Origin of the sequence: Nostoc sp., from assembly GCF_036919555.1 — a bacterium.
GTDB lineage: Bacteria > Cyanobacteriota > Cyanobacteriia > Cyanobacteriales > Nostocaceae > Nostoc.
On sequence record NZ_JBALCS010000055.1, the window covers coordinates 1 to 24,541 of the forward strand.

General features: G+C 41.1%; 24 protein-coding genes and 1 pseudogene. 15 read left to right on the forward strand and 10 right to left on the reverse strand.

The window, feature by feature from the left end; genetic code table 11:
- The first annotated feature begins 993 nt into the window (after positions 1 to 993).
- The 5 genes and pseudogenes from nifH (V7K36_RS16800) to V7K36_RS16820 all read left to right on the forward strand — a co-directional run.
- Positions 994 to 1,818 carry a nitrogenase iron protein gene (gene nifH / locus V7K36_RS16800; RefSeq protein ID WP_335117565.1) on the forward strand — a complete coding sequence of 275 codons (825 nt, stop codon included), beginning with the start codon at positions 994 to 996 and terminating at the stop codon, positions 1,816 to 1,818.
- A 259-nt stretch (positions 1,819 to 2,077) separates the two neighbouring features.
- A complete protein-coding gene (locus tag V7K36_RS16805; RefSeq protein WP_334822732.1) occupies positions 2,078 to 2,464 on the forward strand; it encodes a hypothetical protein in 387 nt (128 codons plus the stop codon).
- A 361-nt stretch (positions 2,465 to 2,825) separates the two neighbouring features.
- Positions 2,826 to 4,169, forward strand: coding sequence for a substrate-binding domain-containing protein (locus V7K36_RS16810; RefSeq protein WP_335117567.1), 1,344 nt, complete (start codon positions 2,826 to 2,828; stop codon positions 4,167 to 4,169).
- A 159-nt stretch (positions 4,170 to 4,328) separates the two neighbouring features.
- Positions 4,329 to 5,447: a homocitrate synthase gene (gene nifV, locus V7K36_RS16815; protein ID WP_334822754.1), complete on the forward strand. Its 1,119-nt coding sequence runs from the start codon at positions 4,329 to 4,331 to the stop codon at positions 5,445 to 5,447.
- 197 nt (positions 5,448 to 5,644) lie between these two features.
- Positions 5,645 to 5,773: pseudogene (locus V7K36_RS16820) on the forward strand (CopG family transcriptional regulator); the annotation flags it as partial.
- 298 nt (positions 5,774 to 6,071) lie between these two features.
- Here V7K36_RS16820 and V7K36_RS16825 read toward each other — a convergent pair.
- Positions 6,072 to 6,215: a hypothetical protein gene (locus tag V7K36_RS16825; RefSeq protein WP_334941311.1), complete on the reverse strand. Its 144-nt coding sequence runs from the start codon at positions 6,213 to 6,215 to the stop codon at positions 6,072 to 6,074.
- Between V7K36_RS16825 and V7K36_RS16830 the strand changes: the two genes are divergently transcribed.
- The 4 genes from V7K36_RS16830 to V7K36_RS16845 all read left to right on the forward strand — a co-directional run bounded on the left by V7K36_RS16830 (position 6,214) and on the right by V7K36_RS16845 (position 9,191).
- Positions 6,214 to 6,927: a 2OG-Fe(II) oxygenase gene (locus tag V7K36_RS16830; RefSeq protein WP_335117569.1), complete on the forward strand. Its 714-nt coding sequence runs from the start codon at positions 6,214 to 6,216 to the stop codon at positions 6,925 to 6,927. The genes V7K36_RS16825 and V7K36_RS16830 overlap by 2 nt on opposite strands.
- A 135-nt stretch (positions 6,928 to 7,062) precedes the next feature.
- A complete protein-coding gene (locus tag V7K36_RS16835) occupies positions 7,063 to 7,884 on the forward strand; it encodes an NADPH-dependent oxidoreductase (RefSeq protein WP_334941307.1) in 822 nt (273 codons plus the stop codon).
- Positions 7,885 to 8,316: 432 nt separating this feature from the next.
- Positions 8,317 to 8,547, forward strand: coding sequence for a hypothetical protein (locus tag V7K36_RS16840; protein ID WP_334941305.1), 231 nt, complete (start codon positions 8,317 to 8,319; stop codon positions 8,545 to 8,547).
- Between the two features lie 143 nt (positions 8,548 to 8,690).
- Positions 8,691 to 9,191 (forward strand): phosphate-starvation-inducible PsiE family protein, encoded by a 501-nt coding sequence (locus V7K36_RS16845; protein ID WP_335117571.1) that lies wholly within the window; start codon positions 8,691 to 8,693, stop codon positions 9,189 to 9,191.
- Between the two features lie 148 nt (positions 9,192 to 9,339).
- Here the strand turns inward: V7K36_RS16845 and V7K36_RS16850 are convergent, their stop codons facing one another.
- Positions 9,340 to 9,705, reverse strand: coding sequence for a hypothetical protein (locus V7K36_RS16850; protein ID WP_335117573.1), 366 nt, complete (start codon positions 9,703 to 9,705; stop codon positions 9,340 to 9,342).
- 1,183 nt (positions 9,706 to 10,888) lie between these two features.
- Here V7K36_RS16850 and nifH (V7K36_RS16855) point away from each other — a divergent pair.
- The 5 genes from nifH (V7K36_RS16855) (at position 10,889) to V7K36_RS16875 (ending at position 16,597) form a co-directional block, all read left to right on the forward strand.
- On the forward strand, positions 10,889 to 11,854 hold the full coding sequence (nifH, locus tag V7K36_RS16855; RefSeq protein WP_335117575.1) for a nitrogenase iron protein: 966 nt from the start codon (positions 10,889 to 10,891) through the stop codon (positions 11,852 to 11,854).
- Positions 11,855 to 12,227: 373 nt separating this feature from the next.
- The gene (gene nifE / locus V7K36_RS16860; RefSeq protein ID WP_334822717.1) at positions 12,228 to 13,619 is read left to right on the forward strand and encodes a nitrogenase iron-molybdenum cofactor biosynthesis protein NifE; all 1,392 of its coding nucleotides are present in this window, start codon (positions 12,228 to 12,230) and stop codon (positions 13,617 to 13,619) included.
- Entirely contained in the window at positions 13,619 to 14,929 is a 1,311-nt protein-coding gene (gene nifN, locus V7K36_RS16865) for a nitrogenase iron-molybdenum cofactor biosynthesis protein NifN (RefSeq protein WP_335117577.1), read from the forward strand. Before nifE ends, nifN begins: the two co-directional genes overlap by 1 nt.
- 404 nt (positions 14,930 to 15,333) lie before the next feature.
- Complete coding sequence (locus V7K36_RS16870) at positions 15,334 to 16,209, forward strand: type I restriction endonuclease (protein ID WP_335117579.1); 876 nt, start codon at positions 15,334 to 15,336, stop codon at positions 16,207 to 16,209.
- Positions 16,210 to 16,273: 64 nt separating this feature from the next.
- Positions 16,274 to 16,597 carry a hypothetical protein gene (locus V7K36_RS16875; protein ID WP_335117581.1) on the forward strand — a complete coding sequence of 108 codons (324 nt, stop codon included), beginning with the start codon at positions 16,274 to 16,276 and terminating at the stop codon, positions 16,595 to 16,597.
- A gap of 69 nt (positions 16,598 to 16,666) precedes the next feature.
- Here V7K36_RS16875 and V7K36_RS16880 read toward each other — a convergent pair whose 3' ends face one another.
- Both V7K36_RS16880 and V7K36_RS16885 read right to left on the reverse strand, forming a co-directional pair.
- Entirely contained in the window at positions 16,667 to 17,608 is a 942-nt protein-coding gene (locus V7K36_RS16880) for an extracellular solute-binding protein (RefSeq protein WP_335117583.1), read from the reverse strand.
- A 369-nt stretch (positions 17,609 to 17,977) separates the two neighbouring features.
- Complete coding sequence (locus tag V7K36_RS16885; protein WP_335117585.1) at positions 17,978 to 18,655, reverse strand: hypothetical protein; 678 nt, start codon at positions 18,653 to 18,655, stop codon at positions 17,978 to 17,980.
- Between the two features lie 651 nt (positions 18,656 to 19,306).
- Between V7K36_RS16885 and V7K36_RS16890 the strand changes: the two genes are divergently transcribed.
- The gene (locus V7K36_RS16890) at positions 19,307 to 19,456 is read left to right on the forward strand and encodes a hypothetical protein (RefSeq protein WP_335117588.1); all 150 of its coding nucleotides are present in this window, start codon (positions 19,307 to 19,309) and stop codon (positions 19,454 to 19,456) included.
- Between the two features lie 157 nt (positions 19,457 to 19,613).
- Here the strand turns inward: V7K36_RS16890 and V7K36_RS16895 are convergent, their stop codons facing one another.
- The 6 genes from V7K36_RS16895 to V7K36_RS16920 form a co-directional block, all read right to left on the reverse strand.
- Positions 19,614 to 20,222 (reverse strand): PEP-CTERM sorting domain-containing protein, encoded by a 609-nt coding sequence (locus V7K36_RS16895; protein ID WP_335117590.1) that lies wholly within the window; start codon positions 20,220 to 20,222, stop codon positions 19,614 to 19,616.
- Between the two features lie 128 nt (positions 20,223 to 20,350).
- Positions 20,351 to 21,163 carry a PEP-CTERM sorting domain-containing protein gene (locus tag V7K36_RS16900; RefSeq protein WP_335117592.1) on the reverse strand — a complete coding sequence of 271 codons (813 nt, stop codon included), beginning with the start codon at positions 21,161 to 21,163 and terminating at the stop codon, positions 20,351 to 20,353.
- A gap of 64 nt (positions 21,164 to 21,227) precedes the next feature.
- Positions 21,228 to 22,175, reverse strand: coding sequence for a substrate-binding domain-containing protein (locus V7K36_RS16905; protein WP_335117594.1), 948 nt, complete (start codon positions 22,173 to 22,175; stop codon positions 21,228 to 21,230).
- A 304-nt stretch (positions 22,176 to 22,479) separates the two neighbouring features.
- Complete coding sequence (locus V7K36_RS16910) at positions 22,480 to 22,650, reverse strand: hypothetical protein (RefSeq protein WP_335117596.1); 171 nt, start codon at positions 22,648 to 22,650, stop codon at positions 22,480 to 22,482.
- A gap of 449 nt (positions 22,651 to 23,099) precedes the next feature.
- Entirely contained in the window at positions 23,100 to 23,297 is a 198-nt protein-coding gene (locus V7K36_RS16915) for a hypothetical protein (protein WP_335117598.1), read from the reverse strand.
- 509 nt (positions 23,298 to 23,806) lie between these two features.
- The coding region (locus V7K36_RS16920) for a CAAD domain-containing protein (RefSeq protein ID WP_335117599.1) at positions 23,807 to 24,541 on the reverse strand (735 nt) is incomplete at its 5' end.

A 24,541-nucleotide genomic window follows, 5' to 3' on the forward strand; every position in this document is an offset into this window, starting at 1 on the left:
ATATTTCTATTCTCATCAGATAACTTCTTTGACTTCCTTGATTTCAAAATCCTATCAACCTTTTTAATTAATAATAGTAACTCTAATAACAATAGTGATAATTAATATTGAATAAACAGAGATATATTTAGTTATAAATAGACAGTTCTGTCTAGATTGTAAAACATCTTTATCCCTACATATATAAGACATTCAGCAATCTAAATAGACAGACCATTCTAACTATAAATGAACAAATAAATGATTGAGTTTCTATCTTAAATATGGATATTTTACTTGGAGAAATCGGCGATATTTGCTCAACTCCAAACAACAGAATAACGCAATCATTGGCTTTCCGGCTCTCTAGCTGATGACTAATTGTAACCACGAATACTGTTTGTAAATTAATTTGTCAGCGCAAGTAAATTGGCCAGATGTATGATATTCTTAATTTATAAGGAATCTAATACAAGGACGAAAACTCCTTAGGTTCCTTTGAAGTGAGTATCAGACCAGCCTCATCATTTATTGGTGACGGCATAACGTTAATCGAAATGGAGCAAAACCGCCCAAAAATCGGTTTTTCGTTTGGCGAAGCCGTTGTCATAAAGTAGGCTGGACTGATTTTTCTATGTATCTTACTTCTAGGAAAAATAGTGTTTGTCTTGCTGTGATGAAGCAGAAATTTCTCATTCACCTGCTGTAGCTGTGGAAGTTTTTTGAATTCTTGGTGACAGGATTGCAACTAATTTTTAGCACCATTGTTGTATTTCGCATCCCACTATATTCACTGCTATATCTGTAAGAAGCTGTTTAACTTTTGGCAGATAACTGCAATATTTATAGTGCTGGATAGACGGCTGATTTTCACACTCTGAATACTTGATGCTGTCAGAATCTGGGCAGTGAATTCTTTCAAAAACTACAACTCTATTTGGATTCAACACTCTACTTGATTAGACCATAATCTGGGAGTCAGATCAACAAGTCTGCGCCATTACCGAGGTTTTTATGCGGAAAATCGCTATTTATGGAAGAGGGGGAGTTGGCAAATCCACAACGACTCAAAACGTAGTGGCTGGACTGACCGATATGAATCGTAAAGTAATGGTTGTAGGGTGTGACTCGAAAGCAGACTCCACCCGGCTCCTTTTGGGGGGATTTCACCAGAAGATTGTACTTGATACGTTGCGTAAAGAAGAAGATGATGTCAATCTAGAAGACTTCCGTCAGGAGGGATGGGGGAAGACGCTGTGTGTGGAATCGGGTGGGCCGGAACCTGGTGTGGGATGTACAGGTCGAGGCATTCTGACATCAATTGGATTGCTGGAACAACTTGGTGCTTATGATGATGCAGTTAGACTTGATTATACATTTTATGATGGTCTAGGTGACGTAGTGTGCGGTGGATTTGTCATGCCCATTCGTGAGCGCAAAGCTCAAGAAGTTTACATTATCACTTCTGGGGAAATTATGGCAATGTATACCGTCAACAACATCTGCCGAAGCATTCAAAAGTATGCTCCGATAGGCGGTATACGTCTGGGAGGATTGATCTGCAACTCTCGCAAAGTCGATCAGGAAGATGATTTGATCAAAGCTCTGGCAGAGAAACTGGGGACTCAAATAATCTACTCCATACCCAGAGACAACATGGTGCAACGCGCAGAGTTCCACCGCAAGACGGTGATTGAGTATGCTCCTGAGTGTGAACAGGCGCAGCACTATCGCAACCTGGCAACGGCAATTGATCAGAATACAGATTTTGTGACTCCGAAATCTATGTCTAACGATCAGCTTGAGGAACTGCTGGTAAAGTTTGGGTTGTTCGACTAGTACCGTTTCACGTAATTCGTAATTCGTAATTACTGTTGCGTAAAGGTTTCAGACATTTAAAATGGGTGGCTTATTTACGCCGACCTGTAATAGGATGATCAAGTGGGGGATATCCCTTGTACTAAGTGTCTGGAGCAATTGGCAACCTCTGACTCGAAAAAGCAGAAAAAACTGCGTAAGTTTCTTACCACCATTTGAGAAATCGACGTTGTGAAGCACGTCAAAATTTGTCTACCTCATTGAAGGAGTAGAACTTATTATGTTGACTGAAGAGGTATTAGTCCAAAAATTTATCACTATAGCTCAGGGGCGCTGTCCCAAAATTAGTGAGTTGCTCCACTACTGCCACGTCGAACTTGTAAACTCCTATTGGGGCTACCCCCCAAAACTCATACAACATTTTGTTGTTTATTATCCTAATATGCTGTATGCCTCAGTTAATGCCTACAAAAACATTTTCAGAGGCGTTGCCCAAGATTTGGGGATATCGGACGCTGTTTGCATAAACGCCACACGCATTATCCGCGATCGCGCCTCAAGGTTGAAGGAAAAGAACCCCATTCTATGGTTAGAACTCCAGTGGGTGGCGGTGCCCACTAGAAAAGGCAATTGGTATTTAGATCAAGACTTGCCACACTCGGACTAAAAGTTGGGTTATTTTTAGTAAGATAGTACACGAAAGCTGAGAGTTTGTAAATACTTGATGCCTTGCGATTTGAGCGTTTTCTTTTGGTGACGTAGCTTGCCGCCGTAGGCATCGCCTTGGTTGGCAAATAATGAAAAAGCGATCGCTAGGTTGGGCTACGCCTACGCTAAAAAGTATCCAAAGCTGCAAGTATTTTAGCGAGGTGTATGCTATGCTTGCAGCAAATAAGCAAAATTGTCAAAACATCAATATGTCTTCCAACAAAAACGCCAAACACTAGAAAACCTTGCTATTGCCCCAACAGATTTAAGTTTTTTAAGTTTGTCCGCTACGGCTTTTTCTAACGGAGAGATACAGTCTCATGAAACTGGATGTGAATCTGTGCAACAACCTGAAGTCAATTAGAACTCGCTTGGGCATGAGCCAGCAAGAATTAGCTAATATAGCTGGCGTAACTCGTCAGAGTATTGGTGGTGTGGAATCTGGACAATATGCTCCTTCTGTTGCTATGTCACTGCGTTTAGCCAAGGCGCTTGGTTGCCAAGTCGAGGACTTATTCTGGTTTGAGCAAGATTTACCAGAAGTTGAGGCAGTTCTTGCCGGATCAGCCCCTAAGCAACAGCAATTACGAGTTAGTCTAGCGCGGGTTGGGGATCAATGGATAGCTTATCCTCTCGTTGGGAACGATGCTTTTCGTATCGAAATGATTCCAGCTGATGGTGAAGCAGTTGCGGTGGACGGGTTCCCCGGCATAAGCAAACTGCTGAACCCGGAGGGTGAGACGCTTGCAGTAAGACACCCCGTTGTCGGGAGTGGGGTTAGCGCAAGCGGTAGCGACGTAGGAGCGTCACCCGTAAGAGTGAAAGAGTTCCCCAGCATCAGCAAATTGCCATTAGCCTCAGAGGTAGCGATGCCGGAGCGTCAACCGGAGAGTGAAGCACAGAGCCAGATCGGTACAAAAAAAGTCCTGGTTCGGCTTCTGGATGATATAGGCAAATTGCACAATACAGTTGTGATTGCTGGTTGTACACCTGTGCTTTCCCTCTTGGCAAGAGCAACCGAACGTTGGCATCCGCAACTGCGAATTGATTATCATTTCGCCCACAGCACGGCTGCATTGCGTAGTCTGTGCCGAGGTGAAGTTCACATTGCAGGGATGCACTTATATGATCCCCAAACTGGGGAACATAACATCCCCTTTGTGCGGCAAGCCTTAACAGGTAAGAGTGCCGTTTTAATTACCCTTGGAGTTTGGGAAGAAGGTTTATTAGTCCCACCAGGAAACCCAATGGGAGTTAAAACACTTTCCGACTTAGTAGAATTTGGAGCAACTATTGTCACCCATGAAGTCGGTTCTGGCAGTCGGATGCTTTTAGAACGAAAACTCCTTGAAGAAGGAGTGCCATTCCAGACTGTGAAAGGATTTGACCATATCGTTCACAACCATCAAGATGTTGCTTTATCTATAATCTCAGGCATTGCTGATGCAGGTATAAGTACGGCATCTATAGCTAGTGCCTTTGGGTTGGGATTTATCCCCCTTCATCGTGCGCGATACGACTTGGTGATTATTAAAGAATACTTGGAAGAAGAACCAGTAAAGCAGTTTCTCAGTATCTTGGGACATCAGCTAGTGCGATCGCAATTAGAGATTCTCGGTGGCTATGACATTAGTAATATTGGGGAAGTTGTAGCAAATATTTAGTAATTCGTAATTCGTAATTCGTAATTATTAACCCACGACTAAGGAATATGTATTTTACTTTCCACAACTCTAGTTAGTTGCTCTATCTTGCAATTACGAATTACTCAAGTCAATCAAAACTACCCAACAAATTAGCCAATCATGAATCATCACTTCTTGATGAACAAAGATCCGATTCAAATTAACGATACAACCTTAAGAGATGGCGAACAAGCAGCAGGTGTAGCCTTTAACGTTGAAGAAAAAATTGCGATCGCTACCTTTCTTGATGCCATTGGTGTTCCAGAATTGGAAATTGGCGTTCCGGCAATGGGGCAAGAAGAAGCAGAGTCGATCCGAGCCATTGCTAATCTGGGATTAAACGCCCAATTACTTGGCTGGAACCGTGCTAATTTGTCCGATATTCAGGCATCGATAGATTGTGGTTTGCAACGTGTGCATATTTCCGTTCCGGTCTCAGAAATTCAGATTGCCGCCAAGTTTGGGGGTAATCAGCAGAAAATGCTAGATCGTTTGCGGGATGCAATAAATTTTGCTTGCGATCGCGGTTTATCTGTATCTGTTGGTGGAGAAGATTCTTCTAGAGCCGATGAATCTTTTTTGCTAGATGTGGCGTTTTATGCCCAAGAGTTGGGAGCTTTCCGGTTTCGCTTCTGTGACACTGTAGGAATTCTCGATCCTCTGACTACTTACAGCAAAGTTCGCTCTCTTGTCCATCATCTATTCATTCCCATAGAAATGCACACACACAATGACTTTGGACTGGCAATGGCGAACTCGCTAGCTGGTCTGGAAGCAGGGGCGCTATCGGTTAATACCACGGTAAACGGGATCGGTGAACGGGCAGGTAATGCGGCGCTGGAAGAAATCGTGATGGCACTGAAACACATCTACGGTATCCCAACCGGGATTGATACAAAACGGCTGTTGGAACTGTCACGCTTAGTTGCGAAAGCTGCCAACTGGCCAGTTCCTCCCTGGAAAGCGATCGTGGGTGAAAATACCTTTGCACACGAATCGGGAATTCATGCTCACGGTGTGCTGCAAAATCCGGGTACTTACGAACCGTTTGCGCCAGAAGATGTTGGTTGGGAACGTCGTTTGGTAGTAGGCAAACATTCCGGTCGGCATCTGATATTCAGTGTGCTGCAAGAACATGGAATCACGCTCACTCAGCCAGAAATTCAATCAGTGCTGGATGCTGTAAAACATCAGTCAGTAAAAGTTAAGCGCAGTCTCACGGTTGAAGAACTTCTCAGTTTGGTTCCCCAAGCGTGAACGCACACATCTACCAAAACATTAAGTTGAATTGTGCTTTACCCATCAACACATAAATATGTTTCAGTCAGTTTGACCAGAGAAGACTTGAATCAAAAGTGAAGTTGGTTAAGAACGCATAACAATTCCGTCTCAGATTATTGCTCGCAATTATTGTATCAATTGCTAAGATATTACCAACTATATTGGTATTAACTATGCCGAGAAAAGAGCAAGGATGGATCACTTTTCAATTGTCTCCAGAAGAACGGCAACTTCTGGAGCAGTACTGTCAAAATTTTCAACGCACTAAAACTGATGTGTTGCGCTCCTTGTTGCGTAGTCTCCAGCCAAAATTACTCAAACAGCAGGGGAAGCAGTTTGATTCTATGGAGGTTGATCTCGACCAACTTTGAGCAATGGTGAAGCGAGTTGTCTTACACCTAAAAAAATTTGCAATGGGGTTAGTAATCCCTCTGAAATCGTAAAAAAGCGTTCAAGTTGAAAAAGTTGATTATGACAAATCCTACAGAACTATTGCGATGCCTGTGGTGGTCACTGAGCGCGGCCGTTGTGCGGGCAAAGCCATCGCGCTACGGTGAGGGTGAGGTTCCCTTCAATTACGAAATTGGCTGGAACGATTTTCTAACTGTTCTGGTGATGAAACTTCTGCGGCTTGAGCAGAGTTTCTTGATGCAGAGGTAAATCAGATTGTTGATGCTCCAATACCAGTTGATGTCCAGGGTAGTCAGGATTGGTTAATTCTAGTAAAGCATTTTTTTCTACCATGCTTAATTTTGATTCCATTCGTACCACAGCAATACAAAAAGTCCCATATAACTGGGCTTTAATAAAAAACTTGCTTTCACCAGAGGCAAGCTTAGAACTAACTGCGAGTTTTCCCCAGGAAGACTTTCGGCTATCAGAAGGAGAGGGATACGGATACTCCTGGGGAAAGATGCTTGCCACTAGTGAGGATATTTCCTTGATGCTCAAATCTAGCGATAATCGCTGGCGAGAGCGGATGGCACAAGGCAGACTTACTTATGACTTGAGACACCTCAGTAAAGTCTGGCGACAGTTGATAGAAGAACTGTGGACAGATTCTTACCGCGCAGCAATAGCCGAAATGTCTGGGTTGGAACTAAAGCACTGTGTAATGGATATTGGATTTCGCCGATATCACTTAGGACATTTGCATCACCCTCATACAGACGAGCCGAACAAGGTTTTAACTCATCTGCTATTTTTCAATCAACAGTGGTCTGGAGACTGGGGAGGCTGTTTGCGAATTCTCAAAGACTCCCAGCCGGAATCTGCCTTCCAAGATATTCTACCTCTGAGCGATTCCTCGGTTGCGATCGTGCGTTCTGACAATTCTTGGCATATGGTAACTCCGCTTACTTCTCCTGTATCGGAGTCTCGGCTAGGCTTACGAGTTGCTTTTTTTGGGAATAGTCGCCTAACTTCAGATTTCGGAGAAACCCAGCTAGCTGCGTAGCAGTCAAGTCTTTTCTTTCTACTTTTGTCAGAAAATCAGCCTCCTGATTTTCTGGTTCTTCCTTGTCCTCCTTATTTCTCATGGTTGATAATCCCTCTGAAATCGTAAAAAAGTGTTGGAGTTCAAAAGCTGACTATGACTAATCGTACAGAATTACTGCGATCGCGCTATGGTGAGATTCCATTCAACTACGAAATTGACTGGAACGACTCTCTAGAAACGTTACTATCTCATCGTTCAGTTCGGTCTTATCTATCTGACCCATTACCACCAGGAACCCTGGAATGGCTAGTTGCAGCTGCTCAATCTGCTGCTAGTTCAGCTAATTTGCAAACCTGGAGTGTGGTAGCAGTTGAAGATAAAGAGCGCAAAGCAGAATTATGCAAGCTGTCTAATAACCAAGTATGGGTTAACCAGGCTCCTGTATTTTTGGTTTGGTTAGCAGATTTAGGTCGTATGGCTCATATTGCTGACAGTCGCGGACTACCTCATGTGGCTCTGGATTACATAGAACTGTTGTTTAAAGCAGTAATCGATGCCTCGGTGGCAGCGCAAAATGCCACTCTAGCCGCTGAATCTATTGGTTTGGGAACGGTATATATTGGCGCAATCCGCAATAACACGCAAGAGGTAGCAACACTACTAAATTTACCACCTTATGTGTTCCCCGTATTTGGATTGTGTGTGGGTTATCCCAATCCTGAGGTACAACCTGCTATTAAGCCGCGTCTACCCCAACCAGCTGTATTCCACCGGGAAACCTATAAATTAGCAGAACAAGATGAAGCGATCGCTCACTACAATGATATCATGAAGGAATTCTACATTGAACAAAAGATGAATGCTGCTGTTGATTGGTCACAAAACTCAGCCGAGCGGATCGCAACTTTAGACTATTTAAAAGGATGCAAAAACTTACGTGAAACTCTCAACAACTTTGGCTTAAAGTTGCTATAAAAAGAGTCAGCAGTCAGAAGACACAGAGAACTCTAAGCATCCACCGTACCCCTAGTAGAGAGCAAGCTACGCGCAGTAGAGACTAAAGAATAACTTCTGATGTCTGCACCAAAGCTTCTGACGCTTAAAGACTTGTTACCGCTTCACTAAAGACTCAAAACTCTACACTCAGTCTCAAAAGATAATTTCAGTGCGTAAGTCCTAAAATAGACCAGCTAACTTGCCAAATATAGCAATTCTCCTGCTTGAAACCTTTGTACGAATTTGGGGAATCTGAAGACATTTAAGCACTCAACAGGCAAACGATTTAATGGGTATTCCAGCAAGCTTTATCTTTCAAAAAAGGGCTGAACTGTAAGAATCGCTCTTGTCATGAGAATTGCTGACCAAAAATGTAGAATTAACCCGCGAAACAGAAAGGAGCTTCAAACAATGAATAATTTGTCTACCAAAGACCTCAACAGATTACGCTCTCAAAGCAAAATAATTATGAATCGAGTGGAGATTTTCATAGAAACTTACTTATTAGAAGCTCCCCCTGATGAAAAACTGATTAACGAAACCTTACAAGAGATCATCAAGGCTACGAATAGCTTAACAACCGCAGCATCCAAGATGAAAACCGCAGAACCCGTAGGTCAAGACGCTAACGGTTCAAAATAGTTTAATAGGGCTGAGTGGAACCCCATAGCTAAATAATGGGGATTGAATACAGTACCGAATTACGAGTGCTGAGTAATCGACGTTAGATACTCAGCACTATTTTGGTTAGGGAGATAAATGAATTTAGACTATTAGGAAATACCATGCTAAAAGGGCTAACTTCAAAGTTAAATAGCTGGTTGCAAAGAAATAGAATTGTCCGGAACTTGGAGTTTTTTCAAGACTTTATTATCATTTCTCTCTGCCTGGGTTTATTCTGTGTGATGCTCATCCGGCTAGGAGATATGTTCTTCTCCTTTTTGAGTCCATTAGATTTGCGGCAAGTAACATCTGATATCTTGTTCATTTTGATTTTGGTAGAGTTGTTCCGCCTGTTAATTGATCATCTACAACAACAACGAACATCCGTGACCGCAGCAGTAGAAATTACTATTGTTTCTGCTTTAAGAGAGGTGATTTTACGTGGTGTTCTCGAAATTCCCCGTGACCAAATTTGGGGAATAGCTGTATTTTTACTAGTTCTAACAGGAATCATGGTGGCTTTACCTTGGATATCTCGTTTTCTTGAACAGGCGAGAATTGCTAACCCAGAAACAACTGATAAAACACAATTATTAGCTGAAAATCCTTTAGCTTCTGATTAATTGTAACCACAAATACTGTTTGGAAATTAGTTAGCGATCGCAAATAAATTTTGCAGTTACCATGCCCCTTCCCCCTACCTCTCTGTTGAAAGTAATCGGGGCAATTTTTTGTACATTGAATATAAAATCTGGTAACAAATAGCTAAGGTTATTCTTCTTGGGTGACAATCCACAACAAGTCTAACCACAACTGGGGATAAGTTTGCTTTAGATTGGAGCGGGGATCACGTATCAAGTTATTGGCATTCAAGCAAACAACCTCAACTAGCCCCAGATATTCTGCTACTTCTCTAATGAGATTTTTTTGTTCTACTACAGCACTAATTAGTCTATCAGGGCAGTAAATCCCAATGTATTTTGCATGGCGGATACACGTTTTTATATTCACTCTTGTTAAGTGAGGATGAGGATTGATCACCTTCACATAACATTGGCTTAACAGTTTCCATACCTGTGGGTGAGTGTGTTCAATAATTACATTAAATTGCTGGGCTAAGTCTTCTTCGGTAATCATTACTCTCTCCATTGCTTTGTTGACCTGGCACTTACCAGTAATCTCATGTCATCTGTTACATACTTTGGTAAATACCTAATTTTACAAAAAATTAAAACAGCAATTCTTTGCTGATGCTATGTGCATATTCACCCTAGTGAAATCGTTAATTTTTAGTCAGGGCAAAATTTATCCCAAAGAGCGAAATTGGTTGGTATGTTTTCTACGGCTTCTATTACTCGCCTATCAAGCATCAAAGCTGAAACTAATCTCTAAAACTGTATTAAATACTACTTTTTAGCAATTTTGTTGGTAATTTTTTCTGCTAGACAAATGCTCTGTTTATTGGAATTTGGGCCTTTTGAGCCATAATACCAGCTAAAAAGCAACCGCACGCAAAAATAATTTGCGCTTCGCAAGCAAATTTGCAATTTCTGTGATAGTGTTTTTATATGGGGAATCAAAATAGCGAAAGCACAGTCATGTCATCAAAGAAAAATGATCGTTGCTTAGTACTTTGGGACATCGGATGGTTCACTCACAATTTGAAATTCTCGGCGGTTACGATATCAGCAAAATCGCTGAAGTTCTAGCGAGTGTTTAGAGTGGATTGCAATGGTTGGTTATGTGGTTAAAGGAAAACTTGGCGTAAATTTAAATTCCTGCTGCAACCACTCTTTAGGTATGAGTAACCTTCAAGGGATTACAATAATTGATAATGCTGAATTCGTAATTCATAATTTGTAATGACGCTCTTTACGAGACGCTCTTGCTAGCTTGCTTCTTTGCAGGAGTAGGCGGACTCGCTACGGCTACGCTAACGTAATTCGTAATTAATAAATTCGGATTTAATCTGAGTTTCCAGCTTGGAATCAGTAGCTTTCTTTTTTCCAATTGGTATTACCACTGCCAGAGAAATCATTTGAGTGAGCGGATGGTAATGCTTGCAATATTCCTTGAGTGATGTCTTATTGCTCTAGCTATTAGTCAGAAAAAACAATGACTAATGGCCAACAAAAACTGATCAAAACTTGAATATGTTCTGGATTCGGACTCTTTTTGCTGTAGAACGAGCACCTCCGGTGGGCACAAAATGCCAACGCCTCCAACGACGTTCTACATAAGGTAACTACTGTAACTTGACAGCACAATCGCCTCATAAACCGACAGACGGACCAAACAAACAATCACACGATCAATTATCATGTCCGACGGAAAAATTAGACAAATTGCTTTCTACGGTAAAGGCGGTATCGGTAAATCTACTACCTCTCAAAATACCCTCGCCTCTATGGCAGAAAAGGGTCAACGCATCTTGATTGTAGGTTGCGACCCCAAAGCTGACTCTACCCGATTGATTCTGCACTGTAAAGCCCAAACCACCGTGTTGCACTTAGCTGCTGAACGGGGCGCTGTAGAAGATATCGAACTCGAAGAAGTGGTAATCACTGGCTTCCGAGATATCAGATGCGTAGAATCAGGTGGGCCAGAACCTGGTGTCGGTTGTGCCGGTCGCGGTATCATCACCGCTATCAACTTTTTGGAAGAAAATGGTGCCTATCAAGACGTAGATTTCGTATCCTACGACGTATTGGGCGACTTTGTGTGCGGTGGTTTCGCCATGCCAATTCGTGAAGGTAAAGCCCAAGAAATCTACATCGTTACCTCCGGTGAAATGATGGCGATGTTTGCAGCTAACAACATCGCTCGTGGCGTTCTCAAGTACGCTCACACTGGTGGTGTACGCTTGGGTGGGCTGATTTGTAACAGCCGTCAAACTGACCGGGAAGATGAACTGATTAGCACCCTGGCAGCCAGATTGAATACCCACATGATTCACTTCGTCCCGCGCGACAATATCGTGCAACACGCCGAATTACGCCGGATGACAGTGAACGAGTATGCACCTGACAGTAAGCAAGCTAATGAATACCGGACATTAGCGGACAAGATTATCAACAATACAAATCTTACAGTTCCCACACCCATTGAGATGGATGAGCTAGAAGATTTATTGATTGAGTTCGGCATCCTCGAAAGTGAAGAAAATGCTGCAAAAATGATTAGCCAAGCAGACGCTGCTAAGAAACAAGAAGACGCTCAAGGCGAAGCACTAGAAGCACTGAAAAAAGGAAACGTAGAAATAGTTTCCGGTAGCGAGAAGAAGTAAGATACTTGTTCCGACTCAGGTGCTAAATACAAAGTAAATATTAGGTAGGCGAAAATAGCCCACCCTCTCACCAATCATTTAAAATGGAGGTAGTCGAATAGCTGATCTTAACTCTGTGCATTTGATATTCACCGTGTTAACACTAATTGACTAACGTGTACATGGCAACATTAATACTTTAATAGTCTAATTCGTGTTTTTGTTTTATCCTTCTCTAACCTAGTTGATGTTTATGTTTTAGGGGATGGGAAATTCTCTTTCTCATTCCCTTTTATTACATACTTTAGATACACCCTTAATAAATTAAAATCCGATAAAAGTCTTTGGGAATTCAGTTAATATCTAACAACTTCTACCTATTGTCACCAAACAAATGAATCCCACTCCAGAGAAAACCAACGATTCACTCAGTGACTCCAATTCCGAAAATGCTCGTCAGCAGCAGATACAAAAGAAAAAAAAGTCCTCCACACAATTACCCCAACCTGGAACTACTCAAGGGAGCTGCGCTTTTGATAGTGCAATGATTACCCTTGTACCAATCACCGATGCTGCTCATGTAGTTCACGGACCAAGCGGTTGTGCTGCCAGTATTTGGGGAAGTTACAGCAGTCTATCCTCTGGTTCGATGCTGTATAAAATACGCTTTAGCAGCGACATAGATGAGAACGATATCATCTTCGGTGGAGCCAAAAAGCTGTATAAAGGCATTTTAGAATTAGAAAGACGCTACAAACCTGCGGCAGTGTTTGTTTACTCCACTTGCATCACCGCTTTGATTGGGGATGACATCGAGGGAGTTTGCAAAGATGCCACCGAGAAAACAGGAATACCCACTATCCCTGTACATTGCCCTGGATTTATTGGGAATCAAAATTTAGGCAACCGTGTCGCTGGTGAAGCAATGCTTGAACATGTTATTGGAACAGCTGAACCAGATACTAGTACACCCTATGACATCAACCTAATTGGTGAATACAATATTGCAGGTGCAATATGGAATGTTCTACCGTTATTGGAGAAATTAGGTATCAGAGTTTTGGCAAAAATTACAGGCGATGCTGTCTACAAAGAAGTATGCTATGCCCATCGTGCCAAGCTTAACGTCATACTCTCCTCCAAAGCACTAATCAATATGGCGAAAAGGATGGAAAAACAATATCTAATTCCCTATATTGAAGAGTCTATTTATGGCATAGAGCAAATCAATCAGTGTCTAAGAAACATTGCCGCAAAGTTGGGTAATCCTGATTTGCAGGAACGTACAGAAAAGCTAATTGCAGAAGAAACTGCTGCAATAGATGAAAAACTCGCTCTTTATATCACCCGATTGCAAGGTAAGCGGGTTATCCTTTCTACTGGAAGTTTCAAGAGTTGGTTGATTATCTTTGCTGCTAAGAAATTGGGGATGGAAGTTATTGCTATTAGTAGTAATAATAATCAGGAGGATAGAATTAGAGTCAAAAGTTTGCTGGGTCAAGATGGCATAATTCTAGAACAAAATAGTCCTGAAGAAGTTTTACAGATAATTAACGAAAATCAAGCTGATATGTTAATTGCTGATAAACGCCATCAAGACACTTCTCTCACAGCTAGGATTCCATTCCTAGATATTAATCAAGAACGCAACCATGCTTATGCAGGCTATATAGGAATCTTAGAAGTGGCACAAGAACTGTATGCCACTTTTTCCACCCCTGTGTGGGAGCAAGTATACCAGCCAGCCCCGTGGTCAGCAGGAAATTCTTCTGAGGAGGATATCTAATGGCGATTATTAGCGTTACGAGTACATCAGTTGCAGTTAATCCCCTGAAGCAAAGCCAGACTGTGGGTGCAGTTTTAGCCTTTTTGGGATTGAAGGGAATCATGCCTTTATTACACGGTTCTCAAGGCTGTACTGCTTTGACTAAGGCAGTATTAGTACAACATTTCCGTCAGACGATTCCCCTTTCCAGTACTGCGATGACAGAAGTTGCAACTATTTTGGGTGGCGAGGAAAGAGTTGAACAAGCAATCCTAACTTTGGTGCAGAGATCCAAACCAGAAATTATCGGTCTTTGTAGCACTGGACTTGTGGAAACCAGAGGTGATGATATGGGGCGTTTTGTTAAGGAGATTCGCCACCGTCACCCAGAACTCGATTATTTACCAATTGTGCTTGTCTCTACACCGGATTTTAAAGGTACATTACAGGATGGCTTTGCTGGTGCAGTTGAGAGTATGGTTAGGGAAATTCCTCAAAAAAGCTGCAAGCAAGATGCTTCTGCCCCACAAATCACTATTTTGGCGAGTTCTGCCTTCACACCAGGGGATGTACAGGAAATCAAAGAGATTGTTACTTCCTTTGGACTCCTACCTATTATTGTACCTGACCTTTCTGGCGTACTAGATAGTCATATAGAAGATTGCTCTAGTGCCATTACAGCTAATGGCACAAATGCAGCACAGTTGCGCTCAATTGGCAGTTCTGTATTCACTTTGGCACTAGGTGACAGTATGCGGGGTGGGGCGCAAATTTTAGAAAAGAGATTCAATATACCTTACGAGGTATTTGGTGAACTGACGGGACTATTAGCAGTAGATAAATTCCTGCAAGCTTTAGCAGATATCAGTGGTGTCAGCGTGCCGGAGAAATACCGCCGTCAACGCCGTCAGCTACAACATGTGATGTTGGAAAATCACTTTTACTTTGGTTGCAAGCGAGTTTCTTTGGCCCTGGAACCAGATTTACTTTGGGCAACAGTTTCTTTCCTGCGATCGCTCGGAGTTCAGATTCACGCAGCAGTGACAACAACACGCTTTCCTCTCCTAGAAAAACTTCCGATTAAGAGTATTACTATCGGCGATTTGGAAGACTTTGAGCAACTGGCGGTTGGGTCTGATTTGCTAATTACCAACTCTCATGGAGTGGCGATCGCTCAACGCTTAAAAATTCCTCTCTACCGTCAAGGGATTCCCATTTTTGACCGCTTAGATCATGGTCAATTTACCAAAATTGGCTACCGAGGTACTATGCAGCTTTTATTTGATCTTGGCAACCTGTTTTTAGAGCAGGAAACAAAGCTTAAGCATTAAACAGAGCTAATTTTAACTATTCATCACCATATTACCAATATTATTGGTAATATGTAGCACAAGATACAATCTTGCCGATCAACTTTAGCTTTGATAGTTACTATCAAGCCGTATACTCCATCTGTGAATATACCAACCAATGCCAGTAATATCATGTCCGCTTGATTACTTATTAAACCCGAAGAACCCCACCCCCAACCCCTGCCCGCAGGCGGGGAACTCGGGGCCCCCTCTGGGGATTAGGGGCAGGGAGACAAAGCGTAGCTTTGGCGGGGTGGGGTTCTTTTATTATGGGTAATTTGGCGGACATGATATAACTAGCCACTAGCTTCTGCATTGACTCAAATTAAGTCTTCTTCATGAATCCAGCACAGCTAAAAAAAACAACTGCCAAGGCGAGTTGTGTGACAAGAAAACTTCGCCGCCGTTTTGACGTTACACAATCTGTCATTACACCATCTTTGCTCACCTGGTTCGAGGTTATTGGTTACACAGTTTTGTTAGAGCCAGACATTGCTTTAGGTAAGCACGAGATCGGGCGGAGTAGTTATAGTGATGTGGTTTTGTATCAGCGCCTTCATAGTGCTTTGCAGAAAATTAACCCCACAAAACCGGATGAAGCGATCGCCGCTGCTATCCATAAGGTTACTTGTACAGAGAGTTCCGACTTGCTGGAAAATAACTTTCGCTTTCACAAATTGTTGACTAATGGTGTGGAAGTTGAATATTTGTATAACGAAGAAATATTTGATGACAAAGTGTGGCTCATTGATACTTATAATCTACTGAACAATGATTGGCTAGCTATTCATCCCTTGACTGTAGTTGAAGGGAGTCATGCTCACTGTCCTGATGTAGTTGTCTTTATCAACGGTTTACCCTTGGCAGTTATTGTCTCGATTCAGCCAAGTGATGAACAGTCCACTTTCAAAGAAGGTTATCAGCGAATTCAGACCTACATTGAACAAATACCGAAACTGTTTTCCTACAATATATTCCTAGTTATTACTTATGCAAATCGGGCACGAGTCGGTACATTAACCTCAGACTGGCAGGAGTTTTTACCCTGGCGCACGATTGATGGGGAAGATTTTCCTGCCAAGGGCACAGCTGAACTAGAGGTGCTAATTCAAGGCATTTTTGATAAACGGCGTTTCCTAGAGCAAGTATTGCACTTGATAGTGTTTGAAGAGAACGGAACCAGCATTAGTAAAAAATTACTTCGCCGACCTTTTTGTACTATACAGTACCCCAAAAAATCTTCGCGCCAAGGCTGGTAAGTGCTGATTTATCAGTGATTAGCAGAAAAGCTAACTCACAATTAAAACTTCCTAATTACTTATTATGAATAAATCCCCCCTTCCCGCAGATGATTTACCTCCAACTGGAGCAACTATACTTAACGAGTTATTCTACAGGCAACTAGAAAAAGCTACTTGCAGGCAATTTTATCAAGCCTGCGGCTCAATTATGCGAGTTTTGCTATCAAATTGTCACTGGTATTTCAAGATAAATACTAGTCCTTTGATGTTAGTCATTATCTGCTATGACATAGAAAGTTATCTGAATATCGTCGATGCTATTCCCCAGTTCATCAACAAGTTGAAGCAGTTTTCCAACAAAGCCAAAATTCACCTTTTTCCACCAGATCAGAAAGGAGAACCTTGAGAAATAGAGATTGAAGAAACGTCAGATGATGAAGCCTAGTCAAGCAGGTGAATAAACGAAAATTTGGTATTAACCAAGCAATACCTTTTGCTTTGGGCCTGCCAATTTTTTATTGAGTGCTAAACTCATAGCCGCAGCTAGTAATAGTCCGTAAACATAGTTGGGTTCGGGTACTGATTTGGTGGGGCTAGTAAAGCCATACTCATGCAAAATTTGCTGTCCTTTCTCTGACAAAATATAATCTGCTAGTTTCTGTGCATTCGGATCAGCATTTTTAAGAACTGTTAAACCAAATGGCGCTGCAACAGACAAATAATCTGGTAGCCCAACTACTTGCAGACTCGGATCAATTTTTTGCGATGCGATCGCGCCAGTATAGTAAGTCAAGAAAACATCTGCTTGCTGAGTGTTGTCTAAAAAATACACTAAGCTGTCCTGTCCTGATGGGACTATTGGGGTATTCGTTCCACCTGTTAATCGCAAGGCTTTACTATTGAGGGTATCAAAACTACCAGGGTTTTTGGAATTAGCTTGAGTAAATATCTGTTGAGTGTAGTCTCCAAGAGGATCTAATATAGGTGTTGAAGTTGCCAACTTGATGTTGGGATTTAGTAAGTAATCTAACACCTGATTTGGTGTAATTTTTGCCTGGGAATACTTTGAGGAAAACACCGCTACAATCTGGTTTTGAGTAAATTCCACTGGCTGACTACTCAACCCCTTAATGTAGAGTTTTTGTGGATTTCCAATATCTGCACTAGCAAAGACATCAGCAGTAGGCTGTCCAAGTTGGAGTTCTGTTTCTATTGCTTTTTCTCTAATTCCTGATGGCCCAAATACTGTATTCGTTCCTATTCCTGTTTCTTGCGTGAAGTCTTGGCTGACTTCCGTTAGTGCATTTCTTAAACTACCTGCTCCATATAAGTTGAGATTAGCGGCAAAAGCTTGATTTGGTATCATAACACTAAAGGCACAAGCTGCCAAAAAACCTGTCAAAAAATATTTTTTCATCTGTTCGCTAAAATCTTCAAGTTTTTGGATATTTTATCCTCAAGGTTCAGACTACCAATTTAGTTGGTAAATTGTCAATTACTTTATATAGACAAATGTTGGCTTTGTGACAATACGGTTCGGTTAAGAAAGTTATCAGTTGAGGCAAGCAGGAGGAGCAGTTATTCAGCAGGGGGAAAAAGAATTATTGCTCAATAACTCTTTTTCCTCCTCTGCCTCAATAGCTTATCCAAATTGTATTGGGCTTTGTTAATTATTGAAAACATGGTAGGCGTAAACAAGCTTTTCGCCAGCCACACTCAATAGATTTACAAATGTCTCCAGAAGTTATTGGTGATAGTCTTGAAACCGACAACCTTAGCCTCTATATCAGAAATTTTTTGGTTTTAAAGGAGAAGCAGGAGCGGATAATATAAGGATATTTGTCACATTAGTAACGTAGCGACCTCCAGCTTTGTCATCTGGAACTACTAAACGAGCAAATCCTTCATCTATTAAAAGCACGACTTTACCATCAGCACCTTTTTTTGCATATGCAACTAGCACTGTTTTCCCTTCAAAGTTAGGTTGAATTTCACCAATAGCTACAACTGCACCATAGCAATCTGTGGCATCAACTAAAACATATTGCCGCAGAAGAGAGTTTTTAGAATTTAAACCAGAATTCCCAGGTTTGAGACCACCTCCGGCTTTCGGATTATTAATCAATTCCCATAGGGGGACTCCATAGTATGTTTCTGTTCGTGGACCTGAGCCGGTTTGAAAGCTCACAGTGATTTCAGTAACTAATGCTGGATTTTGTTTTTTTAAAGTATCTCGCAAATTTCTGAGGTTTTGCAAGTTATAGGTGGTTGGATTCTTGATTTCTCCACCCAAGCGAAAACTTGGCGAAAAACCTCCAAGACACTTATTTTTATCCGAGAGAGATGCTATTTTTTCTTCTTTTTGCAACGGAAGACTACTTTTTGAGTCAGCTAAAGTAGGCTGCAATAAAACCAGTATCGATAGTATTAAAGATGCAATGGGTATCGTGCGGGTAAAACGCATAAAATATTTCTCCGTTTACTATTGAATATTGAAAAAATTAGATAGTTTTGCTCACCAAAAATTAGTCTCGTTGTCGCCAAAACTGAGCAAATTGACAATAAATTTTGTTAGATTAAAATCAAAACGGTTCTATCGTTAAACTTTCAACTCCTTACCAGACGATATAAAATAGCTAGTTTTCAATATGAGTTATTAAAAACTAATGAATTCTTATGCCAAAGTTTGCCGCAAACCTCTTGTTAGATTTGCGTCTTTCAAAATGGATAAGTGTATCTGTGTAATCTACTGAAGATAATACCAACTTCTTGAGTAAATTACCAAATAATATGGTAATCAAACGCCAACAAAATTAATTTTTATTTCTTTTTAAAATAGTGAAGCTTAATATTGTATAGAAAGTTGCTGTCGTTATTTGTCTTATAAGTATATAATTATCAAGCTAATAAACTGTTTACCGAAAAATTGAGTTATGTCTTAGATTCAAGAATCTCCGTCTCAACAGAAAAGGGGAGTGTCAAAACTGAGTCTCACTTATAAATTGGAAAACTGTCCGAGTTGTGACGATCGCCCTGGTTATCTTAAAGCGGTAAGCGCTAGCCATGCCGTCAGGCTTATCGCTCTATTACCAATAGTGAATACTCCTGATTCACGATGACTGAAACCCTTGTTTTTACGTTGGTTTTCAAAAGTTTGTGGTTTACTGATTCTATCTCTGGAAACAAGAGCGATCGCACAGTTGATTGGCAGTTTATTACGGTAGATGCATGGCTTAAACTTAAACGACTTTATCCTCAATTTTAGGCGTTGCATATTTGCGGGATGATTTTGCTAGTTTTGTGGAACGCTCAAGTTGCCCACCCTACAAGAATCATCCCTTGATTCAGCAACGCCCAATTTTAAATTGACAGACTACTACGGCAACTTTTGGGGTGTCGGTGGTCAATTAACCATGTCTGCGTTATCGCACCGTCACAATACCCCATTTTTGCTTATACAGAAGTAAACCAACACTTACAGCTACTAATGTGCCAAGTATTGAATCCGATTCGGGAACTGCTACGATTTTACCCGAACCACTAATTGTGTTGGTAAAAGCACCAAAGTCAGTTACTTGACGACCTGTTGTTACTAAAAAGTAATTTCGTTGAGCTGTTAGTTGTCGGTCAAAGGCAGGGCTACCATTATCAGGAGCGATCGCTGCTACTAAAACGTTAGTCAACTGGTTAGTGGCTTTGAAACTATCCTGGTATAAAACCAGAAAATTATCCCAAACTCCATTAGTAGGTGATGTAGCTCCGGGTACAGTACTTCCAAAGCTATACAAACCCGATTCTTCAACCACAAACTGAAAAACGCTGTATGGTACAGTCATACCCATAGTTCCAGCGTTTTCACCACTTATTCTATCAGGAGGATCGCCTGGTGCTGTACGCCGCCAAGTCGCCTGATTTGTGGTATCACCTTGATAAGTCAAGACAGCAGCTTTAGTAGGAGTAGCGGTACATAATGTAGCTAATCCTAACCCGAGAGCAATAAATAGCGGTTTTTGGAAAAATGCTGCTTTCAATATTAATTTATCCTGTATATGAATTGGCGGATTGAGAAAATTATTTAGTAAGGTTGAGAATGCAACAATTGAATTTCTCCAACTGTTGCAAGTTAAGGATTTAAGCCTTTAAAAGCTGATACAATCTACTACAATACTTGACAATATCTACGCAACTTCCATGCTGTAAGACAAGATAAGCCAATTAACAAGAAACCAGAGATTGATGGTTCTGGGACTTTAGTAACTACTAACGAAAGATTATCTGCATAAGCGTCGTTTACTCGTCCTCTTACATAATTGGCATTCAGCAGTACATTAATTTGACGTGTACCGACAGGTACAGAGCCATCAGCTAACTGCAAAAATAAGCCTGTGGTATTGTTTCTTTGCGCGGGAGTTGGCGAAGTAATACTTGCTATGCCTAGAGACTGGTTAGCTTGATCGAGGAAAGTAATGTTTAGTGATGCGCTATCTTCATCGGTGCTATATCCCCCCAACCAGCCGCTCAAGTTAAACCCACCTTGATGTGCATCAATAGTTGAGGCCAGATCAGATATATCGATTAATTGCGAAGCACTGGAAGAGGCTCGATCAGCGCCGCCAAAAAATAGATTTTGACCGCGATCGCTTGGCCCAGGAACATCAGTACCAGGAAGAGTAACGTTCACCACATTACCTAATGGGTTGATAAAGCTAAAACCTGTTGCCCCGTACTTTAATACACTGAAACTACGTGTTGGAGTCCAGCCAGGGATAGTAGGTATATCAGCCCCAACAGCATTACCAATTGGATCTCCTTGCCCAAGTTCTGCATCACCATTTACTATCAGATTAGTGCCAAAGGTGGCAGCATAGATGGGGTTAGAAAGCAAGAGACTAAATGTAAGTCCTGCTATCAAGGTTGCACCAATCTTGACCATTGCTTGAGAAAACAAAGGAAACATATTTTGCTTATTCATAGTTTGTTTTTTCGTTAGGCTAACTAACAGCTTGCTTCAAAATAAAACAAGATTAATTGATTTTCTAACTGTGGTATTCATCGCTGACTTGAACTTTTTGCCGTTTGGTAGCAATTAACTTCCTCTGTAAGGCAAAAGCTACGCTCACAGCAAGTAAAATTCCACTAACTCCTTGAGGTTCGGGAACAGACTTCGGACTACTAAATCCATACTTTGCCAGTATTTGTTGCCCAGTTGATGAAAGGATATAATCAGCTAGTTGTGAACCTCCAGGATTCGCACCCTTGAGTACAGTCAAACCATAGTCAGCTTGAACTTTTAAGCTATCTGGCAATTCCACTATTTGTAGACTTGGTGAAATTTGTTGAGCAGATAAAGCACTGGTGTAATACACCAAATAGATGTCTGCTTTGTTGATATCTTGCAGATAGTAGACTATGCTACCCCCCGGACTATTTCTATTCGGTGGTAAAGTCCCTGATAATATTACGGCTTTAGCATTCAGTTGGGCAAAGCTACCTGGCGCAATTGCTTCGGCTTTGCGAAATACCTCCACACCGTAATCTCCCAAGGGATCACTTACAGGTTGAGAAATGCCCAATTTAATGTTGGGATCGAGAAACTTATCAAGCAGATTCTCGGTTGTGAGTGAAACCTCTGGTGTGGCGATCGCATAGATAGGATTGCCGGCAAACGTCTCGACTTCCCCACTTAAGTTGTTTTGATTGAGTACAAGGGCATTACCTAAATCCGCACTGGCATAGACATCTGCCTTTTCCCCTGCCAACAACCTATCTTTCAATGAACCAGAAGAAGCAAATTCTGTTCTGACAGAAATCCCAAATTCTTGGGTAAAAGCACTAGCTACTTCCGAAAGCGCACCCCTCAAGCTACCAGCAGCATATAAAGTTACCTCAGAAGGTGCAGCCAGTGTGGCTGCTAAAGTCTGTTTTGTAAAAGTAATATTGAGAACGGATACACTCAGCGAAGCGACAAGCAAATACTTTTTCATGATTTTTTAATCGCCCATGAGTAAAGAAAAAATTACTTTTTCCTGGTCTTTATACAAGCTCTTTAGCATTAATACTGTGTGAGCCTGTGTGAGCTTTTGGTAATTAATGCTAAAACATTCATTTTTCTGAGCGTTTAAACTTTATCAATTATTCATCAATATTTATTACGTATGTGTTAATACGCATTTATGTTTTCGATTAAAGCTATCATACCAACTTGGTTGGAAAAAATCAATTCAACTACGTAATTAAACGCTGACTTTATCAAGACTTTAAGTAAAAAGTTTTTTTATCTTGATGAGATTACGCATATGGTAAGACTTTAGGAGCAACTACGACTGTAGTGCTTTTGCGATCGCCTTCCCATTCTCGATGATCAACCTGAAGCATAGATGTGGGATAGTTTGTTTGGAGTAATGCCGCCAGTTCCTGGTCAAATAGTTCTACTTTATCTGGTGTGAGGCTAGCTGCCACACCAGGGCAAACGTATCTTATTTACTAATAAAAACTAATAAAGATTTCAAAATTATCTAGATAATCGCAAAACTTGATGAATTGATAAATAAAGCCAATATACTATACCCAAAATTAGAAAGTAGTTTATCTCAAAATAAATTACTTTTTATTAACCATAAAAAACTTGCTAATTAGGCAAAGACAAATAAGTTACTACCTGAGAATAAGTGAACATTTCTCGTGCCACCACTAGCAGCGATCGCACCCAAAATCTGAAAATTTCCCTTAATACAATCATATATACAATCGGAAAAGGAAAGAGCGAAAAATGAATCCGAAATATCTACAAAATTTGCACTTAGGCGCGGCTGCAAGGCGTAAAGGCAAGATCAGATGTACCATCACAATCCTTCCACAAACTAAGGAATGGTCTTGAAAGCCGCTTTAGAGTAGTGGCTTTCTGTTGACTACAGTTCTTGTGTATCTACTTGTGCGTGATAGTAGTCTTGAACGTATTTACTAGTCACTTCTAGCAGTGTGTCGTGACCTTCAGAACTTACCTGTGGGAACGCTGACCTTACGCTGCTGATATAAGAGGTAAAATCACTTTCACTAGGATTGAAGAACTCTTGCCCGATGACGAGTGCGGCATAAGTTTCAGACATTTTAGTGCTGAATCCGTGCTCCGTGAGTCCATCGCCAATGTAGCGAAATAACCAGTTAGCGTCAGGGTCGTGCTCAATCAATTTAGAAGCGTTTACGATGAAGTCTTGGTATTCAGTCATTGGGGTTACTCCTTTGGTTGTGTTGGCTTTGCAGGTCAGGAAAATTGTGGCGGGGAACTAGTGAAAAAATCCGATTAGCCTAAATAGCAGTTTGGGTGCGGTGATATCGGTTTTGCGATAATTCTGGACGCGATCGTTAGACTCAATCACGCCCGATGCCCAATGCCACCACGTCATCGATTACAGCGATCGCAACAGAGTAAAGCTGTTGACTCTGGTCAAATAATGAACTGGGAAAGCCAATGCGGTGTTTTGCTCCCATCAGTAGCAATTACACCAAAGTCAACTTTCATAAGTAAGTTTGTTGCAAAAGTTTTTAGGTAGTATGAATGCGTTTGCCCTGTGCTTTATTTCACTATGAAATAAAGCAAATATGCAGGCATAGCAGCTTATGAATCTTGTCCCTCGACAATTTCTTTTTGGATAAAACTAATTTGTGCAGCTAATTCTTGCCGAGTAGAAGCTTTGAGTAGATATCGGAAACAAAACCAAGTTATGTAACCAATTCCAGTCAACTCAAAAGCTAGATTTAACTGCGGAATTTCATTTAGCACATCTAATACAGCTAGAATCAGCTTAACCGCTACAGTCGCCGCAATAATTGTAGCAAAACAAATAATTGGCAGTTGGTATTCAGTGGAAAATTTACCTAAATATTTAGGTAATTGCTCTAAATATTCAGAAAATTTACTACCAATTTGCTGCGATTGAGGTAATGGTTGATTAGCAGGTAGTAGTAATGCTTGAGTATCAAATTTTGAACTTTCAATTGGTGCAATAGATTCGGTTGATGTAATATCAAAAGATTTCGATTCTTGTACTTCGCTCTCCCAAGGTAATGGTTGATTAGCAGGTAGTAGCAATGGCTGAGTTTCAACTTTTGAACTTTCAAATGCTGCGAGCGGTTCGGTTGATGTAATATCAAAAGATTTCGATTGTACTTCGCTCTCCTGAGGTAATGCTTGATCAGCAGGTATTAGCAATGGCTGAGTTTCAACTTTTGAACTTTCAAATGCTGCGATCGGTTCAGTTGATGTAATATCAAAAGATTTCGATTGTACTTCGCTCTCCTGAGGTAATGCTTGATCAGCAGGTATTAGCAATGGCTGAGTTTCAACTTTTGA